The sequence below is a fragment of the Acidovorax facilis genome (assembly GCF_050626955.1).
Taxonomy (GTDB): Bacteria; Pseudomonadota; Gammaproteobacteria; order Burkholderiales; family Burkholderiaceae_C; genus Acidovorax; species Acidovorax facilis.
The window spans coordinates 4,081,097-4,107,101 of sequence record NZ_CP192460.1 but is presented as its reverse complement, the minus strand read 5'-3'; the positions used below and the strand labels follow the sequence as shown (position 1 = coordinate 4,107,101).

The 26,005-nt window shown below is 67.3% G+C and carries 22 protein-coding genes; 16 read left to right on the top strand and 6 right to left on the bottom strand.

Going from position 1 to position 26,005, the window contains the following annotated elements:
- Positions 1-10: 10 nt before the first annotated feature.
- Together ACQ4MJ_RS18790 and ACQ4MJ_RS18785 are read right to left on the bottom strand one after the other, a co-directional pair.
- Positions 11-1,033: a zinc-binding alcohol dehydrogenase family protein gene (locus ACQ4MJ_RS18790; protein WP_431151651.1), complete on the bottom strand. Its 1,023-nt coding sequence runs from the start codon at positions 1,031-1,033 to the stop codon at positions 11-13.
- A 58-nt stretch (positions 1,034-1,091) separates the two neighbouring features.
- Positions 1,092-2,231, bottom strand: a complete 1,140-nt coding sequence (locus ACQ4MJ_RS18785; RefSeq protein WP_431151652.1) for an alkene reductase — start codon at positions 2,229-2,231, stop codon at positions 1,092-1,094.
- A gap of 132 nt (positions 2,232-2,363) precedes the next feature.
- Between ACQ4MJ_RS18785 and ACQ4MJ_RS18780 the strand changes: the two genes are divergently transcribed.
- From ACQ4MJ_RS18780 to ACQ4MJ_RS18760, 5 genes are all read left to right on the top strand, one after another.
- On the top strand, positions 2,364-3,269 hold the full coding sequence (locus tag ACQ4MJ_RS18780) for a LysR family transcriptional regulator (protein ID WP_431151653.1): 906 nt from the start codon (positions 2,364-2,366) through the stop codon (positions 3,267-3,269).
- 205 nt (positions 3,270-3,474) lie between these two features.
- Positions 3,475-4,200, top strand: coding sequence for an alpha/beta fold hydrolase (locus ACQ4MJ_RS18775; RefSeq protein ID WP_431151654.1), 726 nt, complete (start codon positions 3,475-3,477; stop codon positions 4,198-4,200).
- Between the two features lie 122 nt (positions 4,201-4,322).
- Positions 4,323-5,486: an iron-containing alcohol dehydrogenase gene (locus ACQ4MJ_RS18770; protein ID WP_228897564.1), complete on the top strand. Its 1,164-nt coding sequence runs from the start codon at positions 4,323-4,325 to the stop codon at positions 5,484-5,486.
- Positions 5,487-5,650: 164 nt separating this feature from the next.
- A complete protein-coding gene (locus ACQ4MJ_RS18765) occupies positions 5,651-6,742 on the top strand; it encodes an alpha/beta hydrolase family protein (protein WP_431151655.1) in 1,092 nt (363 codons plus the stop codon).
- A 145-nt stretch (positions 6,743-6,887) separates the two neighbouring features.
- The gene (locus tag ACQ4MJ_RS18760) at positions 6,888-7,568 is read left to right on the top strand and encodes a type 1 glutamine amidotransferase domain-containing protein (protein ID WP_431151656.1); all 681 of its coding nucleotides are present in this window, start codon (positions 6,888-6,890) and stop codon (positions 7,566-7,568) included.
- Positions 7,569-7,746: 178 nt separating this feature from the next.
- Here the strand turns inward: ACQ4MJ_RS18760 and ACQ4MJ_RS18755 are convergent, their stop codons facing one another.
- Complete coding sequence (locus tag ACQ4MJ_RS18755; RefSeq protein ID WP_121422074.1) at positions 7,747-8,649, bottom strand: LysR family transcriptional regulator; 903 nt, start codon at positions 8,647-8,649, stop codon at positions 7,747-7,749.
- A 180-nt stretch (positions 8,650-8,829) separates the two neighbouring features.
- Here ACQ4MJ_RS18755 and ACQ4MJ_RS18750 point away from each other — a divergent pair, with 180 nt between their 5' ends.
- The 5 genes from ACQ4MJ_RS18750 to ACQ4MJ_RS18730 all read left to right on the top strand — a co-directional run bounded on the left by ACQ4MJ_RS18750 (position 8,830) and on the right by ACQ4MJ_RS18730 (position 14,539).
- Complete coding sequence (locus tag ACQ4MJ_RS18750; RefSeq protein WP_431151657.1) at positions 8,830-9,558, top strand: pirin family protein; 729 nt, start codon at positions 8,830-8,832, stop codon at positions 9,556-9,558.
- A gap of 129 nt (positions 9,559-9,687) precedes the next feature.
- Positions 9,688-10,380, top strand: coding sequence for a hydrolase (locus tag ACQ4MJ_RS18745; RefSeq protein WP_431151658.1), 693 nt, complete (start codon positions 9,688-9,690; stop codon positions 10,378-10,380).
- A 160-nt stretch (positions 10,381-10,540) separates the two neighbouring features.
- Positions 10,541-12,442: an amidohydrolase gene (locus tag ACQ4MJ_RS18740; protein WP_431151660.1), complete on the top strand. Its 1,902-nt coding sequence runs from the start codon at positions 10,541-10,543 to the stop codon at positions 12,440-12,442.
- Positions 12,406-12,855, top strand: a complete 450-nt coding sequence (locus tag ACQ4MJ_RS18735) for a DoxX family protein (RefSeq protein WP_431173664.1) — start codon at positions 12,406-12,408, stop codon at positions 12,853-12,855. Before ACQ4MJ_RS18740 ends, ACQ4MJ_RS18735 begins: the two co-directional genes overlap by 37 nt.
- Positions 12,845-14,539: an MFS transporter gene (locus ACQ4MJ_RS18730; RefSeq protein ID WP_431151663.1), complete on the top strand. Its 1,695-nt coding sequence runs from the start codon at positions 12,845-12,847 to the stop codon at positions 14,537-14,539. Before ACQ4MJ_RS18735 ends, ACQ4MJ_RS18730 begins: the two co-directional genes overlap by 11 nt.
- 97 nt (positions 14,540-14,636) lie before the next feature.
- Here ACQ4MJ_RS18730 and ACQ4MJ_RS18725 read toward each other — a convergent pair whose 3' ends face one another.
- Positions 14,637-16,733 (bottom strand): molybdopterin-containing oxidoreductase family protein, encoded by a 2,097-nt coding sequence (locus tag ACQ4MJ_RS18725; RefSeq protein ID WP_431151665.1) that lies wholly within the window; start codon positions 16,731-16,733, stop codon positions 14,637-14,639.
- A 130-nt stretch (positions 16,734-16,863) separates the two neighbouring features.
- Here ACQ4MJ_RS18725 and ACQ4MJ_RS18720 point away from each other — a divergent pair, with 130 nt between their 5' ends.
- Positions 16,864-18,012: an ABC transporter substrate-binding protein gene (locus ACQ4MJ_RS18720; RefSeq protein WP_218299015.1), complete on the top strand. Its 1,149-nt coding sequence runs from the start codon at positions 16,864-16,866 to the stop codon at positions 18,010-18,012.
- 54 nt (positions 18,013-18,066) lie between these two features.
- Here ACQ4MJ_RS18720 and argE read toward each other — a convergent pair whose 3' ends face one another.
- The gene (gene argE, locus ACQ4MJ_RS18715) at positions 18,067-19,227 is read right to left on the bottom strand and encodes an acetylornithine deacetylase (protein ID WP_055396963.1); all 1,161 of its coding nucleotides are present in this window, start codon (positions 19,225-19,227) and stop codon (positions 18,067-18,069) included.
- A 77-nt stretch (positions 19,228-19,304) separates the two neighbouring features.
- Between argE and ACQ4MJ_RS18710 the strand changes: the two genes are divergently transcribed.
- From ACQ4MJ_RS18710 to ACQ4MJ_RS18695, 4 genes are all read left to right on the top strand, one after another.
- Positions 19,305-20,516 (top strand): M20 aminoacylase family protein, encoded by a 1,212-nt coding sequence (locus ACQ4MJ_RS18710; RefSeq protein WP_431151667.1) that lies wholly within the window; start codon positions 19,305-19,307, stop codon positions 20,514-20,516.
- Between the two features lie 92 nt (positions 20,517-20,608).
- Positions 20,609-21,706 carry a M14 family metallopeptidase gene (locus tag ACQ4MJ_RS18705; RefSeq protein WP_055396967.1) on the top strand — a complete coding sequence of 366 codons (1,098 nt, stop codon included), beginning with the start codon at positions 20,609-20,611 and terminating at the stop codon, positions 21,704-21,706.
- Positions 21,707-21,910: 204 nt separating this feature from the next.
- Positions 21,911-22,951, top strand: coding sequence for a response regulator transcription factor (locus tag ACQ4MJ_RS18700; protein ID WP_431173662.1), 1,041 nt, complete (start codon positions 21,911-21,913; stop codon positions 22,949-22,951).
- A gap of 172 nt (positions 22,952-23,123) precedes the next feature.
- Complete coding sequence (locus ACQ4MJ_RS18695; RefSeq protein ID WP_431151669.1) at positions 23,124-24,770, top strand: tannase/feruloyl esterase family alpha/beta hydrolase; 1,647 nt, start codon at positions 23,124-23,126, stop codon at positions 24,768-24,770.
- A gap of 67 nt (positions 24,771-24,837) precedes the next feature.
- Here the strand turns inward: ACQ4MJ_RS18695 and ACQ4MJ_RS18690 are convergent, their stop codons facing one another.
- Positions 24,838-25,305 (bottom strand): DUF1348 family protein, encoded by a 468-nt coding sequence (locus ACQ4MJ_RS18690; protein ID WP_431153049.1) that lies wholly within the window; start codon positions 25,303-25,305, stop codon positions 24,838-24,840.
- A 99-nt stretch (positions 25,306-25,404) separates the two neighbouring features.
- Between ACQ4MJ_RS18690 and ACQ4MJ_RS18685 the strand changes: the two genes are divergently transcribed.
- A complete protein-coding gene (locus ACQ4MJ_RS18685) occupies positions 25,405-25,989 on the top strand; it encodes a TetR/AcrR family transcriptional regulator (protein ID WP_431151670.1) in 585 nt (194 codons plus the stop codon).
- Positions 25,990-26,005 lie beyond the last annotated feature (16 nt).

Genomic DNA, 26,005 nt, shown 5'->3' with positions numbered 1-26,005 from the left:
TCGATTGGCTCTAGCTCCACCCCTCCAGCACCAGCTTGCCCCGCGCCTTGCCGCTCTCGATGAGCGCATGGGCGCGTTTCAGATTCGCCGCGTTAATGCTGCCCAACCGCTGGTCCAGCGTGGTGCGGATCAGCCCCGCATCCACCAGCTGCGCCACCTCGGACAGCAGCCGGTGCTGGCCGATCATGTCATCCGTGCCAAACAGCGCGCGGGTGAACATCAGCTCCCAGTGCAGCGACACCGACTTGCGCTTGAACTTCGTCACGTCGAGCGCCACCGGGTCGTCGATCAGCGCGAACTGGCCTTGGGGCGCGATGGCCTCGACGATCTGGTCGAAGTGCGCGTCGGTCTGCGTGAGGCTCACGATGATGTCCACCGTAGGGTGGCCGATGCGCGCCAGCTCTTGCGTCAGCGGCTGGCTGTGGTCGATGACGTGGTGGGCGCCCAGGTCGCGCACCCACTGCTGCGTTTCGGGGCGTGATGCGGTGCCGATCACCGTGAGGCTGGTGAGCCGCGCCGCCAGCTGCGTGAGGATGGAGCCCACACCACCGCTCGCGCCGACGATGAGCAGGGTCTTGCTGGTGGGCTGCTTGCCTGGCGCCACGCCCAGGCGGTCAAACAGCAGTTCCCACGCAGTGATGGTGGTCAGCGGCAGTGCGGCGGCTTCCGCAAAGTCCAGCGACTTCGGCGCGTGGCCCACGATGCGCTCGTCCACCAGGTGCAGCTCGCTGTTGGTGCCGGGGCGCGCGATGGAGCCTGCGTACCAGACGCGGTCGCCGGGCTGGAACAGCGTCACGTCGGATCCCACGGCGCGCACGATGCCGCTGGCGTCCCAGCCCAGCACCTTGTAGTCGGGGCCGTCACCGCTGCGCGAGCTGCTTTTGCGCACCTTGGTGTCCACGGGGTTCACCGAGACAGCATGCACCTCCACCAGCAGATCGTGGCCGGTGGCCACGGGGTCGGCTTGGGTGATGTCGAGCAGCGACTCGGGGTGGTCGATCGGGTGGGCGGTTTGGTAGCCGATGGCTTTCATGGCGGGTCCTTGTGTGTCGGTGGATGGGTGAGTGGGAGAGAGGGCGATGGCGGCCGGGTCACGCCGAGGCGGTAGCGGTGGGCTCCACGGCCGATGCGTGGGCAGGGGCGTAGTCGCTGTAGCCCCGCTCGGTTCCGCCGAAGAGGGTTGGTGGGTCAAATGCGGCCAGCGGCAGCCCGGCGGCGTAGCGCGCCGGCAGGTCGGGGTTGGCAATGAAGGGGCGGCCAAAGGCCACAAGGTCTGCCATGCCGGATGACAGGATCTGCTGCGCGCGCTCGGGCGTGTATTTGCCCGCCACGATCACGCGGCCGCTGTAGGCATTGCGCAAGGCCTGGCGGAAGTCATCGGGGATGCTGGGGGCGTCGTCCCAGTCAGCCTCAGCCAGGTGGATGTAGGCCAGGCCCAGCGTGTCCAGTTGGCGCGCAAGGTGCAGCATGGTCGGAATGATCTCGGGGCAGTTCATGTTGCGCTGGGTGATGAACGGGGCCAGGCGCATGCCGGTGCGCTCGGCGCCCGCCTCGCTGGCCACGGCGGCGGCCACTTCGCGGGCGAAGCGGGTGCGGTTGTCCATGGTGCCGCCGTAGGCATCTGTGCGATGGTTGGACGTGGTGCGCAGGAACTGGTCGATGAGGTAACCGTTGGCCCCGTGGATTTCCACCCCGTCAAAGCCTGCCCGCATGGCGTTGGCAGCGGCGCGCCGAAAGTCGTCGATCACACCCGCGATCTCCGCGGTGCCCAGCGCCCGCGGCACCGGGCAATCGACCATACGGCCCACGCCGTCGTCGCCCACCACCCAGACTTTGGCCTCGGGCGACAAGGCGGACGGCGCCACGGGCAGGCCATCGGCGTGAAAGCTGGGGTGCGACATGCGGCCCACGTGCCACAACTGCAGCACCATGCGGCCGCCAGCGGTGTGCACGGCATCCGTCACCCGGCGCCAGCCTTGCACCTGGGCTTCGGTGTAGATGCCTGGCGTAAAGCTGTAGCCCTGGCCCTGGCGCGAAATCTGGGTGGCCTCGCTCACGATGAGCCCGGCGCTGGCCCGCTGGGCATAGTAGGTGGCCATCATCGCGTTGGGCACGTCACCGGGCTGGGTGCTGCGAGCCCGGGTCATGGGCGCCATCACCATGCGGTTGGGCAAGGTGAGGGGGCCAAGCGCCAAAGGGGCAAAAAGGGGAGCTGTGGCAGGGCGGGTCATGGTCAAAGCTTGTGGAGTGGGCTGGACAGGCTTGTATGGTCGCTTTGTCTTGCTTATTTTTAAATAGGCTGCCTATTGAATGAATATTCAAAGAAAATTTGAAGATGGCCAGCTCAACGCCACGACCAAGACATGAAAAGCCTGCAAGACCTGGACATCTTTGTGCGCACTGTGGACAGCGGCAGCCTGTCGGCCACGGCCCGGGCGCTGGACCTGACCCCGGCAGCGGCCAGCGCGGCACTCAAGCGGCTGGAGGCCGAGCTGGGCGTGCTGCTGTTCGTGCGCTCCACGCGCAGCCTGCGGCTCACGCCCGAGGGCACGTTGTTTCTGGAGCACTGCCGCCCCGCGCTGGCCGCGCTGCAGCAGGTGCAGGGGCAGCTGGCCAACGGCCGGGCGGGTGCGCTGAGCGGCACGCTGCAGCTGGCGGCGCCGTCGGATCTGGGGCGCAATGTGTTGTTGCCCTGGCTCGACGAGTTCCAAGTCGAGCACCCGGGCATCGCCGTCCGATTGCAGCTGTCAGATCGCATGGCGAATGTGTACAGCGAGCCGGTGGACGCCGCCTTTCGCTATGGCAAGCCCCAGGATTCGGGCCTGGTGGTGCTGCCGCTGGCGGCCGAGCACCGGCGCGTGCTGTGTGCGGCCCCGGCCTACCTGGCGGCCCACGGCGCGCCCCCCACCCCGCATGCGCTGGTGGACCATGACTGCCTTTGCTTCATGCTGGGCGAGGACGTGCACGACCGCTGGCGGTTCTGGGATGCGGCGGGCCAGGAGGCGCAGGTTCGTGTGCGCAGCCACAACGTGGCCAATGACGGCGATGCCGTGCGCCGCTGGGCCGTGCTGGGGCGCGGCATTGCCTACAAGTCGTACTTTGACGTAGCGCACGATCTGGCTGCCGGTCGTCTGGTGCCACTGTGCACCGACTGGACCACGGAGGCGGTCCCGCTGTTTCTGGTGGCCCCCAGCCGCAGGCAGCTCACGCCGCTGGTGCGTGCGCTGCGCGACTTCATGGCCACGCGGCTGCAGGCGCTGCTGCAGTAGCAAGAGGTCGCCTCCTGATCTTTGCGTGTCGCGGGCGAGGGAGGAGGGGGGGGCCGCCGGCCGCCAATCGGTGGTCCGGATTCAGCGAGTGCCTGGGGCAGGGCGGTTTTACGCTCCGGTCGGAGTGGGGCGCCAAGCCATCGCTCGCCCGGCTGGCGGCGCAACTGGCGCCCGGCATTTCTCCCCAAGACCCAAAGGCATCTTCATGAATATCGTTCTTTTGCACGGCAGCTGGCATGGCGCCTGGTGCTGGCACAAAGTGGTCCCGCTGCTGCAGGCCCGGGGGCACCAGGTGCATGTGCCTGACCTGCCCGCCCATGGCCGCCACTGGCGGGTGGCGCGGGGGCGCACCACGCTCTCGGCCATGGCGGCGCATGTGTGCCGGGTGCTCGATGCGCTGGACGGCCCGGCGCTCATCGTGGCGCACAGCCGGGGCGGCATTGTGGCGTCCACGGTGGCCGAGTTGCGGCACCACAAGCTGGCGGGTGTGACCTACCTGGCCGCTTACATGCTGCGCCATGGCGAGCGGGTGACCGACTTTTTCCGCCAGGACAAGGCCTCGCTGGTGGCGCGCCACATCCATGTCAGCCGCAGCACCTTGACCGACCACCTGGCGCCCGAGGCCTACCGCCCCGCGCTGTACGCCGATTGCTCGGACGCCGACGTGGCGCTGGCCCAGGCGCTGCTCACGCCCGAGCCTTCGCTGCCCGCACTCACCCGGCTTGCGCTGACGGCGCCGCGCTACGGCAGCGTGCCCCGGCACTACATCGAGCTGACGCAGGACCGGGCCGTGACCATCGAGCTGCAGCGCAAGATGATCGCGGCCTCGCCCTGCGCCACGGTGTCGTCCATCGAGGCGAGCCACTCGGCGTATTTCTCGCAACCCCAGCGGCTGGCGGACACCGTGCACCAGATCGCCGGTTTCCGCTGAAGGGCCCGGGATGAGCGCGGCGGTGGCAGGGCTATCGCCCACGCGACGCCGCCGGGGCGCGGGTGCGCCGCACAATGCGACCCCCAACGGCGCATGCGCCTGCCTCGCCCAGAAAGACCCCCATGCTGAATTTCGACTTCCACAACCCCACCCACATCGCCTTCGGCCAGGGCCGCATTGCCGATCTGGCCAAGCTCGTGCCCGCTGCCGCCAAGGTGCTGATCCTCGTGGGTGGCGCCAGCGCCGAAAAGACCGGTACGCTGGCCGAGGTGCGCGCCGCGCTGGGCGAGCGCCAGCACGCCACCTTCAGCGGTATCGAGCCCAACCCCAGCTTTGAGACCTCCATGAAGGCCGTTGCGCAGATCCGCGAAGGCGGGTTTGACTTTCTGCTCGCCGTGGGTGGCGGTTCGGTGATCGACGCCACCAAGTTCATCGCGGCCGCTGTCCGCTTTGAAGGCGATGACCCCTGGGCCATCCTCGAAAAGCACGGCCGCAACGTCAAGGGCGCCATGCCGTTTGGTTCCGTGCTCACGCTGCCCGCCACGGGTTCTGAAATGAACAACGGCGGCGTCATCACCCACCGCGCCAAGGGCGCCAAGCTGTCGTTTGGTAGCGTGCACACCTACCCCGTGTTCTCGGTGCTCGACCCCACCAAGACCTACACCCTGCCGCCGCAGCAGCTGGCCAACGGTGTGGTCGATGCGTTTGTGCATACGGTGGAGCAGTACCTGACCTACCCGGTCAACGCGCCCGTGCAGGACCGTTTTGCCGAAGGCATCCTGCAGACGCTGATCGAGATCGGCCCGCGCCTGCTGACTGCCCCCGAGCCTGTGTACGACGACCGTGCCAACCTCATGTGGGCCGCCACCATGGCGCTCAACGGCCTGATCGGCGCGGGCGTGCCGCAGGACTGGGCCACGCACATGATCGGCCACGAGCTGACGGCGCTGCACGGCATCGACCACGCGCGCACCCTGGCCATCGTGCTGCCCGCGCTGCTGAATGAGCGCCGGGTGGCCAAGCGCGCCAAGCTGCTGCAGTACGGCGAGCGCGTATGGGGCATCACCACCGGCAGCGAGGACGAACGCATCACCGCCGCCATCGAGCGCACGCGCGACTTCTTTGAAAGCATGGGCATCGCCACCCGCCTGTCGGGCTACGGCCTGGGCGCCGACACCGTGGGCGCCGTGGTGGCGCAGCTGGAAGCGCATGGCATGGTGACCCTGGGCGAGCAGCGCGAGATCACGCCCGCCGTGAGCCGCCGCATCCTCGAAGCCGCGCTGTAAGCCGCCGCCGAGCGGGAGGGCGGGCGGGCAGACGCTCGCGCCTCCCGTGGTGCATTTCGCGCCGCGCAGCGGCGTTTCGTCGCAGGGCGCTGGAGCCCGCTGCGAGTGCTGCCTACAGTGCCGTCAAGCCGCCACCTCGGGCGGCCATTGACGAAAGGCGCACCGTGATCCTCATCCTCTTCCTGGCCCTCCGCACCACATGGCGGGTTGCCCGTGCCCCGCTGCTGGCTGCTTTTGTAGCGATGCTGGCCTGGGCCACCCCGGCATCGGCGCAATATGCCGGGCTGCGCACCCTGGTGGTCCCGGGTGCCGAGCCCGTGACCGTGGCCTTGTACTACCCCACCCCCGCCGTGGCGCGCACCCTGCCCATGGGCCCGTGGCGGCCCGTGGTCACGCCGGGCGCCCCGGTGGCAACCGCGCCCCTCAAGGGCCTGATCCTCATCTCGCACGGCACGGGTGGCCATGAACTGGGCCACCACAACCTGGCCACGCGCCTGGCGGCCGACGGCTATCTGGTGGCAGCGCTGCGCCATCCGGGCGACAACTGGGAAGACCGGTCGATGATCACCTCGGGCCGCTATTTCAGCGAGCGCCCCCGCCAGGTAAGCCGCGTGCTGGACGCACTGCTAGCCAACCCCGAATGGGGCCCCCGCATTCCGGCTGGGCGCATTGGTGCCGTGGGGCATTCGGCAGGCGGCTACACCGTGCTGGCCCTGGCCGGTGCGCAGGCCGAACCGGCCCGTGCGGCAGAGCACTGCCGCAGCGTGTCGGACGACCCCGGCTTTTGTAGCCTGGGCAAGCTGCCCGCCCGTGGCCAGACCGCCCAGACTACCAAGGAGGCCCCTGCGGCCGCCACCGCGGCATCCACACAGGCCGGTGCCCCCGCGCTCGATGGTCCGCTGGTCTCGGTGGCAGACCCCCGCATCCGCGCCGTGGTGGCCATGGCGCCCATGGCGGTGGTGTTCACACCAGACAGCCTGAAGGCCATCGGCGTGCCGGTGCGGCTGATGGTGGCCGAGCGCGATGCCGTGCTCACGGGCCAATACCACGGCGGTTATGTGGCGGCCAATCTGCCCTCCGCACAGGCGAGCACCGTGCCAGGTGCAGGCCACTTCGCCTTCATGGCCCAGTCTGTCTGGCCGCTGGCGTCCGAGGCGGGAGACGCCGCAGCCAACCCCGAAGGCTTTGACCGCGTGGCTTACCATGCCACGCTGGAGAACGAGGTGGCGGAGTTCCTGGCCAGGCAGCTGCGCTGAGATGCTGGGGGGCTTACAGCGCGGTAGTACCGTCCTGTAAGCCAATGCCGCAAACCTGCCTGCATCGCGGGACAACGGGCCCTATGGCTGGTACGGTGGTGGTTTGCTTTTTCCGATCGACCCTCCCACACCGAAAGCGACCTCCATGGCACACCTCCTCATGGTTCTGACGTCCCACGACCAACTGGGCGACACCGGCAAAAAGACGGGCTTCTGGCTGGAAGAGTTTGCGGCACCGTACTACGTGTTCAAGGATGCAGGCGTGCAGATCACGCTCGCATCGCCCCACGGTGGCCAGCCGCCCCTGGACCCTAAAAGCGACGACGAAAACGCCCAGACCGATGCCACGCGCCGCTTCAAGGCCGATGCTTCAGCGAAGCAGCAGCTGGCCAGCACCGTGCTCCTATCCAGCGTGAAGGCCGAGGACTTTGACGCCGTGTTCTACCCCGGCGGCCACGGCCCCCTGTGGGACCTGGCCGAAGACGCGCAGTCCATCGCACTCATCGAAAAGACCTTTGCGGCCGGCAAGCCGCTGGCGCTGGTGTGCCACGCACCCGGCGTGTTGCGCCACACCAAGGCGCCCGACGGGTCGCCCCTGGTGAAGGGCAAAAAGGTCACGGGTTTCACCAACACCGAAGAAGACGCTGTGCAGCTGACCCAGATCGTGCCGTTCCTGGTGGAAGACATGCTCAAGGCCAACGGTGGTGTGTATTCCAAAGGCCCTGACTGGGCACCCTATGTGCTGACCGATGGCACGCTGATCACGGGGCAGAACCCGGCATCGTCAGAGCAGGGCGCCCATGCCTTGCTCAAGCAATTGGGTTGATGAGGAAAAGGGGCTTCGGCCCCATATTTGCGCCGGGTGGCTGCACCGGAATATCCGTGTTCCACATTGGAAGCAAAAAAGGCAGCCAGCGCTTTATCCATCAGCGCAAGCAGCTATCAAATTGGAAGTTATCGTGTGGTGATGCCTGTCGCCAGCCCACGCAACGCGCTCGCTTCATTCAATACGGCAGGATGCCTGGCAACAGCGGGCGGTCCAGCCGGTGGCGCCACCACTTGAGTGCCTCGCCCATGTGCTCGGGTCGCCAGGCCAGCCAGAAGGTTTCGTCCGGGCGGGGCTCCTCCACCTGCAACTCCACCAGAATGCCGGTCTCCAGCTCCACGCGCACACAGGCGCGGGGCACAAAACCGTGGCCCAGACCTGCGGCCTGGCAAGCGATCTTGGCCTGCATCGATGGCACGGTGATACGGCGCTGGCCTGACAGCAACCCCACCGTGCGGTCGTTCAGCGAGCGCGCCCCGTCGCCCACCACCACGGCCGTGTGTTCCAGCAAGTCGCTGCGCGTGAGCGGCCGCTGCAGCTTGGCCAGCGGGTGTGTGGCCGTCACGCAAAACGCAAAGGCCAGGCTGCCCACGGCCACAGCCTTGTAGCCACCCCCCGCTGGGCCTTCGCCTGCGGCCACGACGATGTCTGCGCGCCCTTCGCGCAGCGCCTCCCAGGTGCCTGTCAATGCTTCGCTGCTGATGCGCAGTCGGGTGCCGCAGTGCAGGTCTTCAAACGCGCAGATGTCCTGGTTGAACGCGTGCGTGGGGATGAGCGAGTCGTGCATCAGCCGCAGCTCGGACTCGAAGCCCGTGGCGATCTGCCGCATCCGCGATTCGAGCTGCTGCGCGGCGGCCAGCAGCCAGCGCCCCTCCTTGAGCATCTCTTGGCCGGCAGGGGTGAGCGTGACGCGCGGGCCGTTGCGGGTGAACAGGGCCAGGCCCAGCTGGTCTTCCAGCTTGCTCACGGCGTACGAGATGGTGGACGGCACCTTGTGCAGCCGCTCGGAGGCACCTGCAAACGAGCCGTGGCGGGCAATGGCGTCGATGGTTTCAATGGCTTCCAGCGTGAGTTTCAACATGGTCCAATTCCTTGATCTGCATCATCGAAATTATCGATGATGAGTTGGAAAACCTTTCAGCATACGCCCCGGAACGGCGCGAGATACTTTCTTCACCGCAGCACTGAAGCCTTGATGAATAGGGCGGTGAGGCAAAAACCTCCCAGTGTGAATCACATCGACGAAGAAAGGACCTGCACCATGCTCGACATCCGCAAAGCCCAACACCGCGGCAACGCCAACCACGGCTGGCTCCATTCGCGCCACACCTTCTCGTTCGGCCACTACCACGACGCCAACCAGCAAGGCTTTTCCGACCTGCTGGTTATCAACGACGACCGCGTGGCCCCGGGCAAGGGCTTCGGCACCCACCCGCACCGCGACATGGAAATCTTCTCGTACGTGCTGGAAGGCGCGCTGGAGCACAAGGACTCCATGGGCACGGGCTCGGTCATCCGCCCCGGCGACGTGCAGATGATGAGCGCCGGCACCGGCGTGCGCCACAGCGAGTTCAACCACTCCAGCGACGAGCCCGTGCATTTCCTGCAGATCTGGATCGTGCCCGGTGTGCGCGGCGCCGCGCCCCGCTACCAGCAGGTGCACTTCAGCGAGGCCGACAAGCGCGGCCGCCTGCGCCAGATCATTTCGCCTGAAGGGGCTGACGGATCGCTGGCCGTGCACCAGGACGCCCGGGTCTATGCCGGCTTGTTCGACGGCAGCGAGGAGTCGGCCGATCTGGACGTGGGCCCGGGCCGCAACGTGTATGTCCACGTGGCCCGCGGCAGCCTGGACGTGAACGGCGAGCGTCTGTCCGAAGGCGACGGCGCCCGCATCCGCGACGCTGGGGCCCTGCGCTTTGCCAACGGCGAAGGCGCCGAGGTGCTGGTGTTCGACCTGCGGCCGAACGAGCTGCCCACGATGCCGCACTGAGCGCATGGGGCGCACTGAGGCGCGGGGTGGGCGATGCCGCCCATCCCTTGCGCCCCGGCCCGCCGCATTGCCTTGTCTATTTTTTGTTTTTCTCGACGTCCTTCATCTTCAATTTCCAGGGAGTTCACCATGACCAACGCCAACACGACCGCCGCAGCCAACGCCACCGCCCGCCCCGTCGCCTACGCCAAGCCCGGCGCCACGCTGCTCAACGCCGACGACCACACCCTGGTCATGATCGACTTCCAGTCGCAGATGGCCTTTGCCACGCACTCCATCGATGCGATCACGCTGCGCTCCAACGCCGGCTTGGTGGCCAGCGCGGCCGCCGGGTTTGGTGTGGACACCATCCTCACCACCGTGGCCGAAAAGAGCTTTAGCGGCCCCATGTTCGACGAAGTGACTGCACCATTCCCCGGCCAGGCGCTGCTGGACCGCACCTCCATGAACACCTGGGAAGACGAGGCCGTGATCGCACGGGTCAACGCCATCGGCAAGCCGCGCATCGTGCTGGCCGGCCTGTGGACCAGCGTGTGCATCGTGGGCCCGGCGCTGTCGGCGCTGGACCAGGGCTTCGAGGTGTATGTGATCGCCGACGCCAGCGGCGACATTTCGGCCGAAGCCCACAACCGTGCCATGGAGCGCATGGTGCAGGCCGGCGCTCGGCCCATCACGGCATTGCAGTACTTGCTGGAGCTGCAGCGCGACTGGGCGCGGGGCGAGACGTATGACATGACGACGGGCATCGCCCAGAAGTTCGGTGGCGGCTATGGCCTGGGCATCACCTACGCCAAGACCATGTTCAACGCCCACGAAGGCTAAAAAAGGGTGCATTGGCCTACTGCGCGACCCGATCCCGCACCTGCGGTTCTCGCCGTACGCTTGTACGGCTGCGGTCCTCGATGCAGGCTAGGGCCGCTCGCTACGGCCACTGCACCCTTTTTGCGCCCTGCCATTGCTGAAATTCTCTGAGCCCCAAGACATGAACCAACCTGCCACCACTCCCGACCTCATCCTGCGCAACGGTCGCTTCACCACGCTGGACCGCGCCAATCCCGCGGCCAGTGCGGTCGCCATTGCGCAAGGGCGCTTTACCAAGGTCGGTGACGACCGCGAAGTGATGGCGCTGGCCGGTGCGGGTACGCGGGTCATCGACCTGGGCGGGCGCAGCGTGCTGCCGGGGCTCATCGACAACCACCTGCACATCATCCGCGGCGGCCTCAACTTCAACATGGAGCTGCGGTGGGACGGCGTGAAGAGCCTGGCCGACGCCATGGCCATGCTCAAAGCCCAGGTAGCGGTGACGCCCGCGCCGCAGTGGGTGCGCGTGGTGGGCGGCTTCACCGAGCACCAGTTTGCGGAAAAGCGCCTGCCCACACTGGCCGAGCTGAACGCCGTGGCGCCGGACACGCCCGTGTTCATCCTGCACCTGTACGACCGCGCGCTGCTCAACGGCGCCGCGCTGCGCGCCGTGGGCTACGGCAAGGACACGCCCGCGCCACTCGGCGGCGAGATCGTGCGCGACAGTGCGGGCAACCCCACGGGCCTGCTGCTGGCCAAGCCCAATGCGGCCATCCTGTATGCCACGCTGGCCAAGGGCCCCAAGCTGCCGCACGACTACCAGGTCAACTCCACGCGCCACTTCATGCGCGAGCTCAACCGCCTGGGCGTGACCGGCGCCATCGACGCGGGCGGCGGCATGCAGAACTACCCGGATGACTACGACGTGATCCAGGAGCTGGCCGATGCCCACCAGCTCACCATTCGCCTGGCCTACAACCTGTTCACGCAAAAGCCCCAGCACGAGAAGGAAGACTTCCTGAACTGGACGGCCACCTCGCAGTACAAGCAGGGCACGGACTACTTTCGCCACAATGGCGCGGGCGAGATGCTGGTGTTCTCCGCCGCCGACTTCGAGGACTTCCGCCAGCCCCAGCCCGAGCTCGCGCCCGGCATGGAAGGCGAGCTGGAAGAAGTGGTGCGCATCCTCGCGCAGAACCGCTGGCCCTGGCGCATGCACGCCACCTACGACGAGACCATCGAGCGCGCGCTCAACGTGTTCGAAAAGGTCAACCAGGACACGCCGCTGGCCGGCCTGAACTGGTTCTTCGACCACGCCGAGACCATTTCGGAAAAGTCCATCGACCGCATCGCCGCCCTGGGCGGCGGCGTGGCCGTGCAGCACCGCATGGCCTACCAGGGCGAGTACTTCGTGGAGCGCTACGGCGCCGCGGCGGCCGAGGCCACGCCCCCGGTCAAGCGCATGCTGGAGAAGGGCGTCAATGTGTCCGCCGGCACCGACGCCACCCGCGTGGCCAGCTACAACCCCTGGGTGTCGCTGTCCTGGCTAGTCACCGGCAAGACGGTGGGCGGCCTGCAACTCACGCCGCAACGCAACTGCCTCACCCGCGACCAGGCCCTGCGCATGTGGACCGAGAACGTTACCTGGTTCAGCAACGAGCAGGGCAAGAAGGGCCGCATCGAGGCGGGCCAGCTGGCCGACCTCGTCGTGCCTGACCGCGACTTCTTTGCCTGCCCCGAGTCCGATATCGCCGACACCACGGCCCTGCTCACCGTGGTGGGCGGCAAGGTGGTCTATGGCGTGGGCGACTTCGCGCGCTTCGACGACGCGGCCCCGCCGCCCGCCATGCCCGACTGGTCGCCCGTGCGCACCTTCGGCGGCTACGGCGCCTGGGGTGCCCAGGGAGGGGCGGACGGCGCGCCGCTGCAGGCCGTGCTGCGCAACGCGGCGGCGAACTGCGGCTGTGCGAGCAACTGCAACCTGCACGGCCATGCCCATGCCACGGCCTGGAGCAGCAAACTCCCCGTGTCCGACCTGCAGGGCTTTTGGGGTGCGCTCGGCTGCGCCTGCTGGGCGGTGTGACGGTGCAGCACGCATTGCAAAACGCCGCCACCGCGCCCTGGGTGCAGACGCTGGCGCTGCTGTGCCTGTGCGCCGCGTACCTGCAGGGCGGCATCGGCAAGGCCCGCAACTTTGCGGGCGCCGTGGCCGAGGTGCGCTCGCTCGGCCTGGCCCCCGCCGCGCCCATCGCTGCCGCCACGCTGGTGCTGCAGCTTTCGGCCTCGGCGCTCATCCTGTCGGGCTGGTACCGCTGGCTGGGGGCGCTCGCCCTGGCGGGCTTCACGGCGCTGGCCGCCTTGCTGGCAGACCGCTTCTGGGCTGCACCGCCAGGCGAGCGGCAGCGCAGCGCCAACGCATTTTTTGAACATTGGGGCCTGGTGGGCGGCATGCTGCTCGTCGCTTGGCACGACCTCGGAGGCCAACATGCCGGATAACCCACACGATCATCACCACCACACCGCCGCCGCTGCAGCGCCCCCGTCTGCGGCACCCGTCGCTTTCGGCAGCTTCGCTCCCCTGGCCATCCCCGTCTTCGCGGTGCTCTGGGTCGCCACCGTGCTGGGCAACATCGGCAGCTTCATGCGCGACGTCGCCAGCGCCTGGATGGTGACCGAACTCTCGTCCAGCCCCACCGCGGTCGCGCTGATCCAGACCGCCGCCACGCTGCCCGTCTTTCTGCTCGCCATCCCTGCGGGCGTGCTGTCGGACATCCTGGACCGCCGCCGCTTCCTGATCGGGGTGCAGGTGCTGCTGGCGGCCGTCAGCGGAACGCTGCTCATCCTGGCCAACACCCACACGCTGACGGTGGAGTGGCTGGTGGCCCTGACCTTTGTGGGCGGTATCGGTGCCGCGCTCATGGGCCCCACCTGGCAGTCCATCGTGCCCGAGCTGGTGCCGCGCAGCGAGCTCAGGAGCGCCGTGGCGCTCAACTCGCTGGGCATCAACATCGCGCGCGCCATCGGCCCGGCGGCCGGCGGCCTGCTGCTGGCCAGCTTCGGCGCCGCCATGGCCTACGGCCTGGACGTGCTGAGCTATGTGTTCGTGATCGCCGCGTTGCTGTGGTGGAAGCGCCCCCAAGCCGAGGCGTCAAGCCTGAACGAGCAGTTCTTCGGCGCCTTCCGCGCCGGCGTGCGCTACGCCCGTGCCAGCCGCGAGCTGCATGTGGTGCTGCTGCGCGCAGCCGTGTTCTTCCTGTTCGCCAGCTCCGTCTGGGCGCTGCTGCCGCTGGTGGCGCGCCGCATGCTGGGCGGCTCGGCAGGCTTTTACGGCGTGATGCTGGGCGCCGTGGGCGCGGGCGCCATCCTGGGCGCCGTGCTGCTGCCGCGCTTGCGCCAGCGGCTCGACACCGACGGCCTGGTGCTGCTGGCCTCGCTGCTGACCGCGGCCGTCATGGGCGTGCTGACCGTGGCCCCGCCCCAGTGGGCCGCCGTGGCGCTGATGCTGGTGCTGGGCCTGGGCTGGATCATCGCGCTGACCACCCTCAACGGCGTGGCCCAGGCCGTGCTGCCCAACTGGGTGCGCGGCCGGGGCCTGGCCATCTACCTCATGGTATTCAACGGTGCGATGGCAGCCGGCAGCCTGGGCTGGGGCCTCATCGCAGGGCAGGCCGGCTTGCCGGTCACGCTGCTGATGGGCGCGGCCGGCCTGGTCGTAGCGTCGCTTATCTTTCACCGCGTGAAGCTGCCTACCGGCGAGGCCGACCTGCAGCCCTCGAACCACTGGCCCGAGCCGCTGCTGGCCGAGCCCGTGGCGCACGGCAGGGGCCCGGTGATGGTGCAGATCGAATACCGCATCGCCAAGCCCGACCTGCCCGCCTTCCTGCAGGCCATGCAGCACCTGTCTGCCGAGCGCCGCCGCGACGGCGCCTACGCCTGGGGCGTGGCCGAACACACGGGCGAGCCGGGCCGGGTCATCGAATGGTTCCTCGTCGAATCGTGGGCCGAGCATTTGCGCCAACACCACCGCGTGTCCAAGGCCGATGCCGACCTGCAAGCGGAGGCGCTGCGTTTCCATGTCGGTCCGAAGCGGCCCGTGGTGCACCACTTTCTGGCACTGACGGCTGGCGGATCGGATGGGCAGGGCGCAGCCCCTTCAACCACGGCCTTGCACACGCATTGACGAAGAATGTGATTGAAAATGGCCTCTAGCGCTTATTGGATAAGCGCTGGCAGCTATCAAATTGATATTGCGTCAGGTTAGCAGGTGACGCCCGCGATCAGGCGGATGCCAACGCCAGGGTGTCCGCCGAACTGGCCTCCACCTCCACCAGGCAGTCATAAAACGTCGGCGCGCGGCCCAAGTCCGTGAGGGCCTGGCTGGTGACCTCGTTCACGTTGGTGCCGTTCAGCCCCAACTTGCGCCACCAGATGCCCAGGCCATTCACAACCCCGGGCCGTGCGCGGCGCGACACGGTGGCGTGGCACAGGTAGCTGCCCCGGTCGTTGAACACGCGCACCACGGCGTCGTTGGCAATGCCGCGTGCTTCGGCATCGTCGGGGTGGATCTCCAGCACGGGGCGGCCCTCGATGTTGCGCAGGCTCTGCACGTTCACGAAGGTGGAGTTCAAGAAGTTGCGCGCGGGCGGCGAGATCATGGCCAGCGGGTAACGTGCATCCGTGCCCTGCAGCTCGTAGTTGGGCAGGTGGTCGGGCAGGCCGTCCAGGCCCTGGGCGGCCAGGCGGGCGCTGTAGAACTCGCACTTTCCAGAGGGTGATGGGAAGTTGCCTTCGGCGAACGGCGCATCGGGCAGCGCCAGCGTGGCAAAGCCTTGGCTTTCGAGCAGTGCGTAGTCCACTGCGTCGCCAAACGCCTGGTGGCACAGGGCCTCGTCGCTCTCGGCAAAACAGGTCTCGGCAAAGCCCATGCGCGCCGCCAGGTCGCGGAAGATCTGTGCGTTGCTGCGCGCCTGGCCCTGCGGCGCGATGGCGGGGCGGTTGAGCAGCACGTCGGTGTGGCCGTAGCTCAGGTGCACGTCCCAGTGCTCCAGCTGCGTGGTCGCGGGCAGGATGTAGTCGGCGTAGTCGGCCGTGTCGGTCTGGAAGTGCTCCAGCACCACCGTGAACAGGTCTTCGCGCGCAAAGCCTTGCACCACCTTGCCCGAATCGGGCGCCACGGCCACGGGATTGCTGTTGTAGACCACGACGGCCTCCACCTTCGGTCCGAACGCAGGCGAGGCCTCGCGCAGCAGGTCGTCGCCAATGGTGGACATGTTGATGGTGCGCGGTGTCTGGGCGGGCATCAGGTCGGGTCGCTGCAGCACGGCGCGCTGCGCGGGGAACTGGCCCGAGCTGGACAGCAGCACGCCGCCCGCGCGGTGGCGCCAGGCGCCCGTGAGCGCAGGCAGGCAGGCCACGGCGCGCACCGCATTGCCGCCGCCCCGCACGCGCTGCATGCCGTAGTTCAGGCGGATGGCGGCGGGCTTCGTCGTACCGTAGTCCTTGGCCAGCTGGCGGATCTGCTCCACCGGAATACCGCACACCTCGGCCGCGCGCTCGGGCGGCCATTGCAGTGCGCGCTCGCGCAACTGGTCCCAGCCCAGCGTGTGGCGCTCGATGTAGTCGTGGTCCAGCCAGTCGTTCGCGATCAGCTCGTGCATCAGCGCCAGTGCCAGCGCCGCGTCGGTGCCGGGGCGCAGGGCAATGTGCTCGTGGCATTTGTCGGCCGTCTCGCTCTTGCGGGGGTCAATGCACACCAGCTTGGCGCCATTGCGCTTGGCCTGCTGGGCGTAGCGCCAGAAGTGCAGGTTGCTGCCGATGGAGTTGCTGCCCCAGATCAGGATGAGCTGCGATTCGGCAAAGAACTCCACCTTCATGCCCACCTTGCCGCCCAGGGTCTGCACCAAGGCCTCGGCGCCGGCCGATGCGCAGATGGTGCGGTCCAGCTGCGAGGCACCCAGCTTGTGGAAGAAGCGGCGGTCCATGCTCTCGCCCTGCACCATGCCCATGGTGCCCGCGTAGCTGTAGGGCAGGATGGCTTCGGGCGCGCGCGCGGCGATGGCCTGCAGGCGCTGGGCGATGTCGCTCAGCGCCTCGTCCCAGGTCACGGGCGCGAACTGGCCGGCCCCCTTGGCGCCCGTGCGCTTGAGCGGCGTGAGCACGCGCTCGGGGTGGTAGCTGCGCTCGGTGTACTTGCTCACCTTGGCGCACAGCACGCCGTCGGTGTGTGGGTGAGCGGGGTTGCCCTGTACGCGGGTGGCCACGCCGTTCTCTATGGTCGTCAACAGGGCGCAGGTGTCCGGGCAGTCGTGGGGGCAAGCGCCGCGCACCTGAGTCGGTACAGATAGAGGGGAATTTGCAGCAGAAGACGTGGGCATTTGGTAGGTTGATCGTTAAACTGGCAATCAGGGTTGGAACGGTTGTGCATATCTAGCCACCCTTCCAAGGAGGCTGCCTACCGGCAGCGCAGAGGGATCGCCCTCGATTCACAAGAGCAGAGATTTCACCATGAACCAACCGGTATTGGGTCGTAGACAGTTTTCCGTGGGCCTGGGCGCTGCAGCGCTGGGGGGCTTCCAGCTGGCACACGCGCAAAGTGAAGGCCGGATTGTGCTGGGCCAGTCTGCTGCCTTCACGGGCCCCGCCGCGCAGCTGGGCGTGCAGTTCAACCTGGGTGCCAAGCTCTTTTTCGACCAGCTCAATGCGCAGGGTGGCGTGGGCAAACGCACGGTGGAAATCCGCACGATGGACGATGGCTACGAGCCCGACCGCTGCGCCGAGAACACCCGCAAGCTCATTGCCGAAGACGTGTTCGCCCTGTTTGGTTACATCGGTACGCCCACCAGCCTGGCGGCGATGCCTATCTTCACCAAGGAAAAAGTGCCATTCTTTGGCCCCTTTACGGGGGCCGAGGCGCTGCGCCAGCCGTTCAACCGGCTGATCTTCCATGTGCGCGCCTCGTACTACGACGAAACCGCACTCATCGTGCGCCAGCTCACCAACCTCGGCCTCAAGAAGATTGCGGTGTTCTACCAGAACGACGCCTACGGCAAGGCCGGCCTCGATGGCGTGACGAAGGCGCTGACCGAACTCAAGCTCTCGCCTGTGGCCACTGCCACGGTGGAGCGCAATTCGACCGACGTGAAAGCGGCTGTGGACAAGCTGGTGCCGGCCAAGCCGGATGCCGTGGTACAGATCACTGCCTATGCCTCGGCCGCATCCTTCGTGCGCGCAGCGCGCAAGGCGGGCTTTGGCGGCACGTTCTACAACGTGTCTTTCGTGGGCACGCAGGCGCTGGCCGACGAGCTGGGCAAGGATGGCGCCGGTGTGGTGGTGTCGCAGGTCGTACCTTCGCCCTATCAGCCGTCGCGCCAGATTACCCGCGAGTTTCTGGAAGCCATCAAGAAGGGCGGCGACAAGGTGCAGGCCAACTACTCCAGCATGGAGGGTTTTCTGGCCGCCCGCATCTTCACTGAAGGCCTGCGCCAGGCCCAGGGCAGCGGAAGGCCCACCCGCGAGAGCCTGATCACCGGCATTGAGTCGCTGGGCAGCCAGGTGATTTCGGGCTTTCCGGTCACCTACAGCGCTACGAGCCATGCGGCATCGAAGTTTGTCGAGATGTCCATGCTGACGGGCGACGGCCGCGTGAGGACCTGACTGCAGCGCCGCAGGCCCCGGCGGAGCGCTCTGCGGCATCTATCTGCAAGGCGATCAGCCCAGTGTGCGTGTGCGCACCAGTCCTTGCATGAAGGCCTCGCAGCGCGCCAGCTGCTCCAGGCTCACGTATTCGTCGGGCTGGTGGGCCTGCTGGATGCTGCCGGGGCCACACACCACGGTGGAGATGCCCGCGTTCTTGAACAGGCCCGCCTCGGTGCCAAAGGCCACCAGCGTGGTGTTCTTTTCGCCGCTCAGCTCCTGCGCCAGGCGCGTGACCGGGTCGTCCTTGCTGCCCAGAAAACTCGGAATCTCGCAGATGGTCTCGAATTCAAAGCCTGCTGCGGGCGCCACCTTCTTCATCGCAGGCTCCAGCGACTTGGCGTAGGCCACCACCTCGGACTGCATCTGCGCGGCGTTGGCTGTGGGCAGGTCGCGGAACTCGTAGCGGAACTCGGCGTCGCGCGGCACCACGTTGTCGGCAATGCCGCCGTGGAACTGGCCCACGCTGGTGGTCGAAAACGGCACGTCGAAGCCCTCAAAGCGGGGCTCATTCTTTTCAAAGTCTTCCGCCATGTCGCGCACCCGGCCCACCACGCGGGCGGCCATCTCGATGGCGTTCACCGAATGCGGCGTGAGGGATGAATGCGCCTCCTTGCCGCGCACGCAGCACTTGTAGCGGTACACGCCCTTGTGTGCGATGGCGGGCACCATGCTGGTGGGCTCGCCCACGATGCAGGCCAGGGGCTTGATGTTGGCATCTCGCAGGTCGGCGATGAGCTCTTTTACGCCAAAGCAGCCGATCTCTTCCTCATAACTGAAGGCCAGGTGGATGGCGAAGGGCGCGTCGCTGTTCAGGAATTGCTCGGCGTGCGAGACCGCAATGCCAATGAAGGCCTTCATGTCGGCACTGCCGCGCCCGTACAGATTGCCGTCCTTGACCAGAGCGCTCAGTGGGTCCATGGTCCAGTCCTGCCCGTCCCACGGCACCGTGTCGGTGTGGCCCGAGAGGATCACGCCAGCGGGTTTGCCCTCGCCCAGCGTGGCGAACAGGTTGGCCTTGGTCTTGTCGTCGTTGAAGGTCAATCGGCTTTTCACGCCCAGCTTGGCCAGGTGGTCGCGGATGAAATGGATCAGCTCCAGGTTGGAGTGGTGGCTGACGGTGTTCATGCGCACCAGGGTTTGCGCAAGTTCGAGGGCGTGGGGGGAGAGTGTCATGTTGCAGTGCAAATAAACCCGGGGTGGCGCAAGGGGCGGCCAGCGGGCTAGACTGTGAGATCGTAAGGACACATATCATGAACGTTATTGACTCCATCGTCACCCAGGCGGCCAGTATTGCAGCGGTGCGCCGGGACATTCACGCCCACCCCGAGCTGTGCTTCGAAGAGGTGCGCACCGCCGACGTGGTGGCGCAAAAGCTCACCGAATGGGGCATTCCCATCCACCGCGGCCTGGGCAAGACGGGCGTGGTGGGCATCGTCAAGGGGCGCGACGGTGGCGCCAGCGGCCGCGCGATTGGCCTGCGCGCCGACATGGACGCCCTGCCCATGCAGGAGTTCAACACCTTCGCCCACGCCAGCGTCCACAAGGGCAAGATGCACGCCTGCGGCCACGACGGCCATGTGGCCATGCTGCTGGCGGCGGCCCAGCACTTTGCCAAGCACCGCAACTTTGACGGCACCGTGTACCTGATCTTCCAGCCCGCCGAAGAAGGCGGCGGCGGTGCCCGCGTGATGATCGAGGACGGCCTGTTCGAGCAGTTCCCCATGCAGGCCGTGTACGGCATGCACAACTGGCCCGGCATGCCGGTGGGCACCTTTGCCGTGAGCCCCGGCCCGGTGATGGCATCCACCAGTGAATTCAAGATCACCCTGCGCGGCAAGGGCGGCCACGCGGCGCTGCCGCACACCGGCATCGACCCGGTGCCGATCGCCTGCCAGATGGTGCAGACCTTCCAGACCATCATCAGCCGCAACAAGAAACCGGTGGACGCGGGCGTGATCTCGGTCACCATGATCCACGCGGGCGAGGCCACCAACGTGGTGCCCGACAGCGTCGAGCTGCAGGGCACCGTGCGCACCTTCACCGTGGAGGTGCTGGACCTGATTGAAAAACGCATGCGCCAGGTGGCCGAGCACACCTGCGCCGCACACGACGCAACGTGCGAGTTCGAGTTCGTGCGCAACTACCCGCCCACCATCAACTCGCCCGCCGAGGCCGAGTTTGCTCGCAAGGTCATGACCACCATCGTGGGTGAAGAGCGTGTGCTGGCGCAAGAGCCCACCATGGGCGCCGAAGACTTCGCCTACATGCTGCAGGCCAAGCCCGGCGCGTACTGCTTCATCGCCAACGGTGACGGCACGCACCGCGAAATGGGCCATGGCGGCGGCCCCTGCATGTTGCACAACCCCAGCTACGACTTCAATGACGACCTGATCCCGCTGGGGGCGACCTACTGGGTCAAGCTGGCTGAAGAGTGGCTGGCTCAGCCCACCAGCGTGGCCTGAAGCGCCGTTGAACTACCTTTACCCCGGGCGCACGCAGCGCGCGTGCCCGGGTTTTCTTTTTCCTCCCACACTGACTCCTGAAAGCCCCGCCCATGACCGGAATCGTTGAAGCCTTCTCGCCCAGCTACGCGCAGGCGCGAAAGAAGTTTCTGGAGGCCGCCGCAACAGCCGGCCTGCCCATCGAATCGCACGCCCATCCGCTCAAGGGCCGCGACGGCGAGGACCTGGCCATGGACGTGGTGCGTGACGGCCCGGCGGACGCGAAGAAGCTGCTCATCGTGAGCAGCGCCTGCCATGGCGTCGAAGGCTATTGCGGCAGCGGCGTGCAGGTGTTTGCGCTGCACGACGCCGAGTGGCGGGCCAAGGCGCGCGATGCCGGTGTGGCCACGCTCTACATCCATGCGCTGAACCCGTATGGCTTCTCGCATGTGCGCCGCTTCACGCACGAGAACGTGGACCTGAACCGCAACTTCCAGGACTTCAGCAAGCCCCTGCCCGTGAACACCGCCTACCGCGAGGTGCAGCCCCTGCTGCTGCCCGAGCAGTGGCCGCCCGGCCCCGAGAACCTGGCCGCCGTGCAGCAGTACATCGCCACCAAGGGCGAGGCCGCGTGGCAGGCGGCCATCTCGCAGGGCCAGCACGAGTTTCCACAGGGCGTGTTCTTTGGTGGCACCGAGCCCACCTGGAGCAACCGCACGCTGCGCCAGGTGCTGCGCCAGCACGGCGCCAGCGCTTCGAACATCGCCTGGATTGACCTGCACACCGGCCTGGGCCCCAGCGGCCATGGCGAGCGCATCTACGCAGGCAATGATGACGATGTGGCCGTGGCCCGTGCGCGCGCCTGGTGGGGCGGCGGTGGCGCCACGCCGGTCACGTCCATCTACGACGGCTCGTCCACCTCGGCCTTCCTCACCGGCCTCATGTGGACCTCGATCTACGACGAATGCCCGCATGCAGAGTACACCGGCATCGCCATGGAGTACGGCACGGTGCCCGTGCTCGACGTGATGAACGCCATCCGTGCCGAGCAGTGGCTCAACCTGCACCCCGACACGCCCGCCGACAAGGCCGCCCAGATCAAGGCACAAATGCTGGCGGCCTTCTACACCGACACCGATGCCTGGAAGGGGCAGATCATCAGCCAAGCGCGGCAGTCGATGTTCCAGGCGGTGGAGGGGCTGGTTTCTTGAATACTTGGTGAAAAATGCACCTGGCGCTTATCCAGAAAGCGCAAGTAGCTATAAAAAATATAGTATTTCAGGTCCATGGGGCCTGGTTTTTACGAGGGAGCCGCTGGCGCATGGCGGCTACCATCGTTCCCAAAAACCAGGAGACCCCATGGCGCCACGCCCCCGCACACCCCCCATCCCGCACGCAGCAGAACACGCTGGCCCATGAGGCCGCCCAGCGTGGCACACGTGGCAGCGCAAGCGCAGCAAGCAGATCCCCTGCGCGCGCTCAGCCGCAGCCTGCTCCAGCTGGCTGAACAGGCCCAGCACGCGCCGCCGCAGGACCTGCTGCACCAGGCGCTGCAGACGCTGCGCGGGCTGGTGCCTTTTGATTCGGCGTGGTGGGGCGAGGTGTCGGCAGGCGAGTCTGGCGCAGGGGGCGGCGCGCAGGAGGTGCAGGCCGCGCCGCGCAACTGGCTGCACGGCAGCATCGGCCTGGCCCGGGGTTTTGCCGACGAGTGGAACGCCTTGTCCGCTGCGGACGATTTTGCGAAGCATTCCATGCGCCACCTGGGCGAGGTGATCCGCGAGCGCGACCTGGTCGGCGCGCCACCTGAAGACCCGCAGGTGATGGCCTTCGCAGAGCGGCACGGCCTGTACCACTGCATGGCCCTCACGGCTGAGCTGCCGCACAGCGGACTGCTGTTTTTTGTCTCGGTCTACCGGACGCCCACACACAGCGAATTCACCGATGCCGAAACCGTGCTGTTCGGCGAGTTTGTGCTGCACCTTCTGCAGCACTGGCACCACCGGCTGCAGGGGTTGCAAAGCGATTCGCCCCGCCGGCCCTGGGACAGCTTTGCGCTGGCACAGCCCACGGGCGAGCTGCTGTTTGCGGGCCTGCGCATCAGCCAGGCCCTGCGTGCGGCCCACCCGGAATGGGCGGGCACCCACCTGCCCCCGGCCGTGGTGCAGGCGCTGCCCGGCGCTCCTTGCAACCTGGTGCTGGGCAAGGCCTGCCGCCTGCGGCTGGAGCCCTGCGGCCCGCTGGTGGCGCTGAGCATCGCATCGCGCCAGCACAAGCAGGCGCTGGCCCCGCGCGAGCTGAGCGTGGCCATGCTGTACGCCCAGGGGCAGTCGCACAAGGACATTGCCGCCACGCTGGGCCTCACGCCCGCCACGGTGCGCACCTACCTGCGCACCGCTTACGCAGCGCTGGGTGTGCGTAACAAGCTGGAACTGGTGGCGGCGCTGCGCAACGCGTAGGGCGGTGGCCCGCCGCTGTGCGGGCTCGGTAGTTTCCCGCTCCCTCTGCATTTGCAGAGGCCGCAGCGGCAGCTTCTTTTTCTATCGTCCGCACCGGAGTCCCAGAGACTGCGGTGGCGCTGCCGCCGCAAGCTGGGCTCCTGAGAACAACACACCACAGGAGACTTCCCGCATGTTCCCGCACCCCACCCGCGCCGCCGTGGCGCACCCCCGTCGCAACGCATCCGCGGCACCCTCGGGCCGATGGCCCGCACGCGCCCTGGGCGGCCTGGGCGCCGCAGCCACCCTGGCGCTGACGGCCTGCGGCGGTGGCAGCGATGCCCCTGCGCCCCTGGCCAGTAAGCCCTTGGCAGAAGCTTGCGCTGCCTACAAGTCAACCACCTTGCCCCATGGCGCCAAGCTCACGCGCACCGAGCTGCGCAAGGCCGAGGGCACGTTGCCCGACGTGTGCATCGTGCGCGGGCAGATCGTGTCCTCGCCCGACTCCACCATCAACTGGGCGGTGGAACTGCCCACGCTGGCGCAATGGAACAGCAAGACGCTGACCATCGGCGGTGGCGGCTTCGACGGGTTTATCCCCACAGACGACCCGTGGTACCAGCAGCTGGTGGGCCCATCGGCCAATCCGTATGTGAAGATCAGCTCCGACTCCGGCCACCAGATCCAGGGTTTCGCCTGGGGCAAGAGCGATGTGGCGTTGCGCAACCATGCGTTCGACGCCAACCATTTTGTGCTGGAGGTGGGCACCGCCATCGCCACCGAGTTCTACGGCAAGCGCCCCGTGCGGCGCTACCACATGGGCCATTCCAACGGCGGGCGCTCAGGTCTGATCTCCACGCAGAAGTACCCCAAGGACTACGACGGCGTGGTGGCCATGGAGCCCGCCATCGCCCAGCAGGCGCACCAGGTCAACCTCGGCCCCACGGTGCTGCGCCACATCTTCAAGAGCCGCGAGAACTGGATGAGCCCCGCCAAGATCGCGCTCTACGCCAAGGCCGAGACGGCCGCGTGCGACGGGCTGGACGGTCTGAAGGACGGCATCATCGGCAACGTCGAGGCCTGCAACTACGTGCCCACCGAGCTGCTGTGCCAGGGCGCGGACAGCGACAGCTGCCTCACGGCCGGGCAGATCGAGTCCATCCGCCTCATCTACAGCGACCACAAGACGCCCGTGACCCTGTCGCGCGGCGCGGTGGGCTATCCGCGCTTTGGCCGGGGCGGCGCGTCCACGTCCGATTGGCAGTCGTACATGTTCGGCACCAGCTTCGATGCCCCCGATTCGTTCAACCACATGGCCGTGACGGCGGCTGCGCGCCTGGTGGAGGGCAACCCCAACGCCAACATCCTGAGCCACGACCCCACGCAGTACCAGGCGCAGTACACCCGCCTGGCCGAGATGATCGACGGCACCGACCCGGACATTGCTGCCTTTGCCGACAACGGCGGCAAGCTGTTGATCTGGTACGGCGCGGGCGACACCTGCGTGTCGATGTACCGCACGGTGGAGTACCTCGACACGGTGAAGCAGCGCCTGGGCGCCAGCAAGGTGCAGAGCTTCGCGCGCATGGTCACCTCGCCCTCCAACGGGCATGACCTGGACGGCGCGGGCACCGAGCCCCGCTCCATCGACCTGCTGGCCGCCATGGACGCATGGGTGGAAAAGGGCACGGCGCCCGACAAACTGGTGGCCACGAAGTTCGCGCCCGGCACCACCACCCCCGTGGCCCAGCGCCCGGTGTGCGAGTACCCGAAGTTCCCGCGCTACAACGGCACGGGTGACCCGGCCAAGGCCGAGAGCTTCACCTGCTCGGCGACCTGACGGTGCATGGGGCGGATGGTAGGCGACGTTGCGGGTTGCCCCGCAGCGTTGCTCTCGGTCTTGGGGCTCACAGCCCCAGGCCGCTCAGCCCCGGATGGTCGTCCGGGCGCCGCCCCAAAGGCCACAAGAACAACCGGTCCGCCGCGTTGATGGGCCGGTCGTTGATGCTCGCGTGGCGCACGGCCATCAGGCCCGCATCGTTGAACTCCCAGTTCTCGTTGCCATAGCTGCGGTACCACTGGCCCGCGTCGTCATGCCATTCGTAGGCGAACCGCACGGCGATGCGGTGGCCGCTGAACGCCCAGAGCTCTTTGATGAGGCGGTAGTCCAGCTCGCGCGCCCACTTGCGCTCCAGCAGCTGCCGGGCGGCCTCGCGGCCCACGGGAAACTCAGCCCGGTTGCGCCAGCGGGTGTCCTCGGTGTAAGCCAGGGCCACGCGCGCCGGGTCGCGCGAGTTCCAGCCGTCTTCGGCCAGGCGCACTTTCTGGATGGCGGTTTGCAGGGAGAAGGGGGGAAGAGGCGGACGGGTTTCCATGGGCAGCACCTTGGGGTTGTGGGTCAAGAGGAATTGGTAGACAAGTCTGTCTACATCGCATCATAGCGAAATGTAGACAGACTTGTCTACAATGCCCACATGATTCCCCTGCCGCCTTCCGACTGGAAAGACCTGCCTGCCCGCGACCGCCTGCTGCAGACCGCGCACGTGCTGTTTTACCGCGACGGTATCCGTGCCACGGGCATCGACCGCGTGATCGCCGAGTCGGGCGTCACCAAGGTCACGTTCTACCGGCATTTCCCCAGCAAAAACGATCTCATCTGCGCCTATCTTGAATACCGCCATGCAGGCTGGATCGCGTGGTTCGCTGCGGCCCTGGAGCGCCATGGTGGTGCAAAGCGTGGTGGTGCGTCCGGCCTGAATGTGCTGGTGGCCACGCTGGCCGAATGGTTTGGCCGCGATGACTTCAGGGGCTGCGCCTTCATCAACAGCGTGGGCGAGCTGGGCAGCACGGTGCCGGAGGTGATAGAGATTGCACAGCGCCACAAGCGGGAGATGACGGACCTTCTGGCCACCCTGCTGCCCCCCGGCGCCCACCGGGCGCAGACCGCGCAGGCCGTGACCCTGGTGGTGGAGGGCGCCATCGTGCGTGTGCAGATGGGCGAGCCGGTGAAGGCGGTGCTGGGCAGTGTTGAGCGCCTGCTGGCGGGCCTGGCCGCATAGCCTGCCTGCCCGGAGC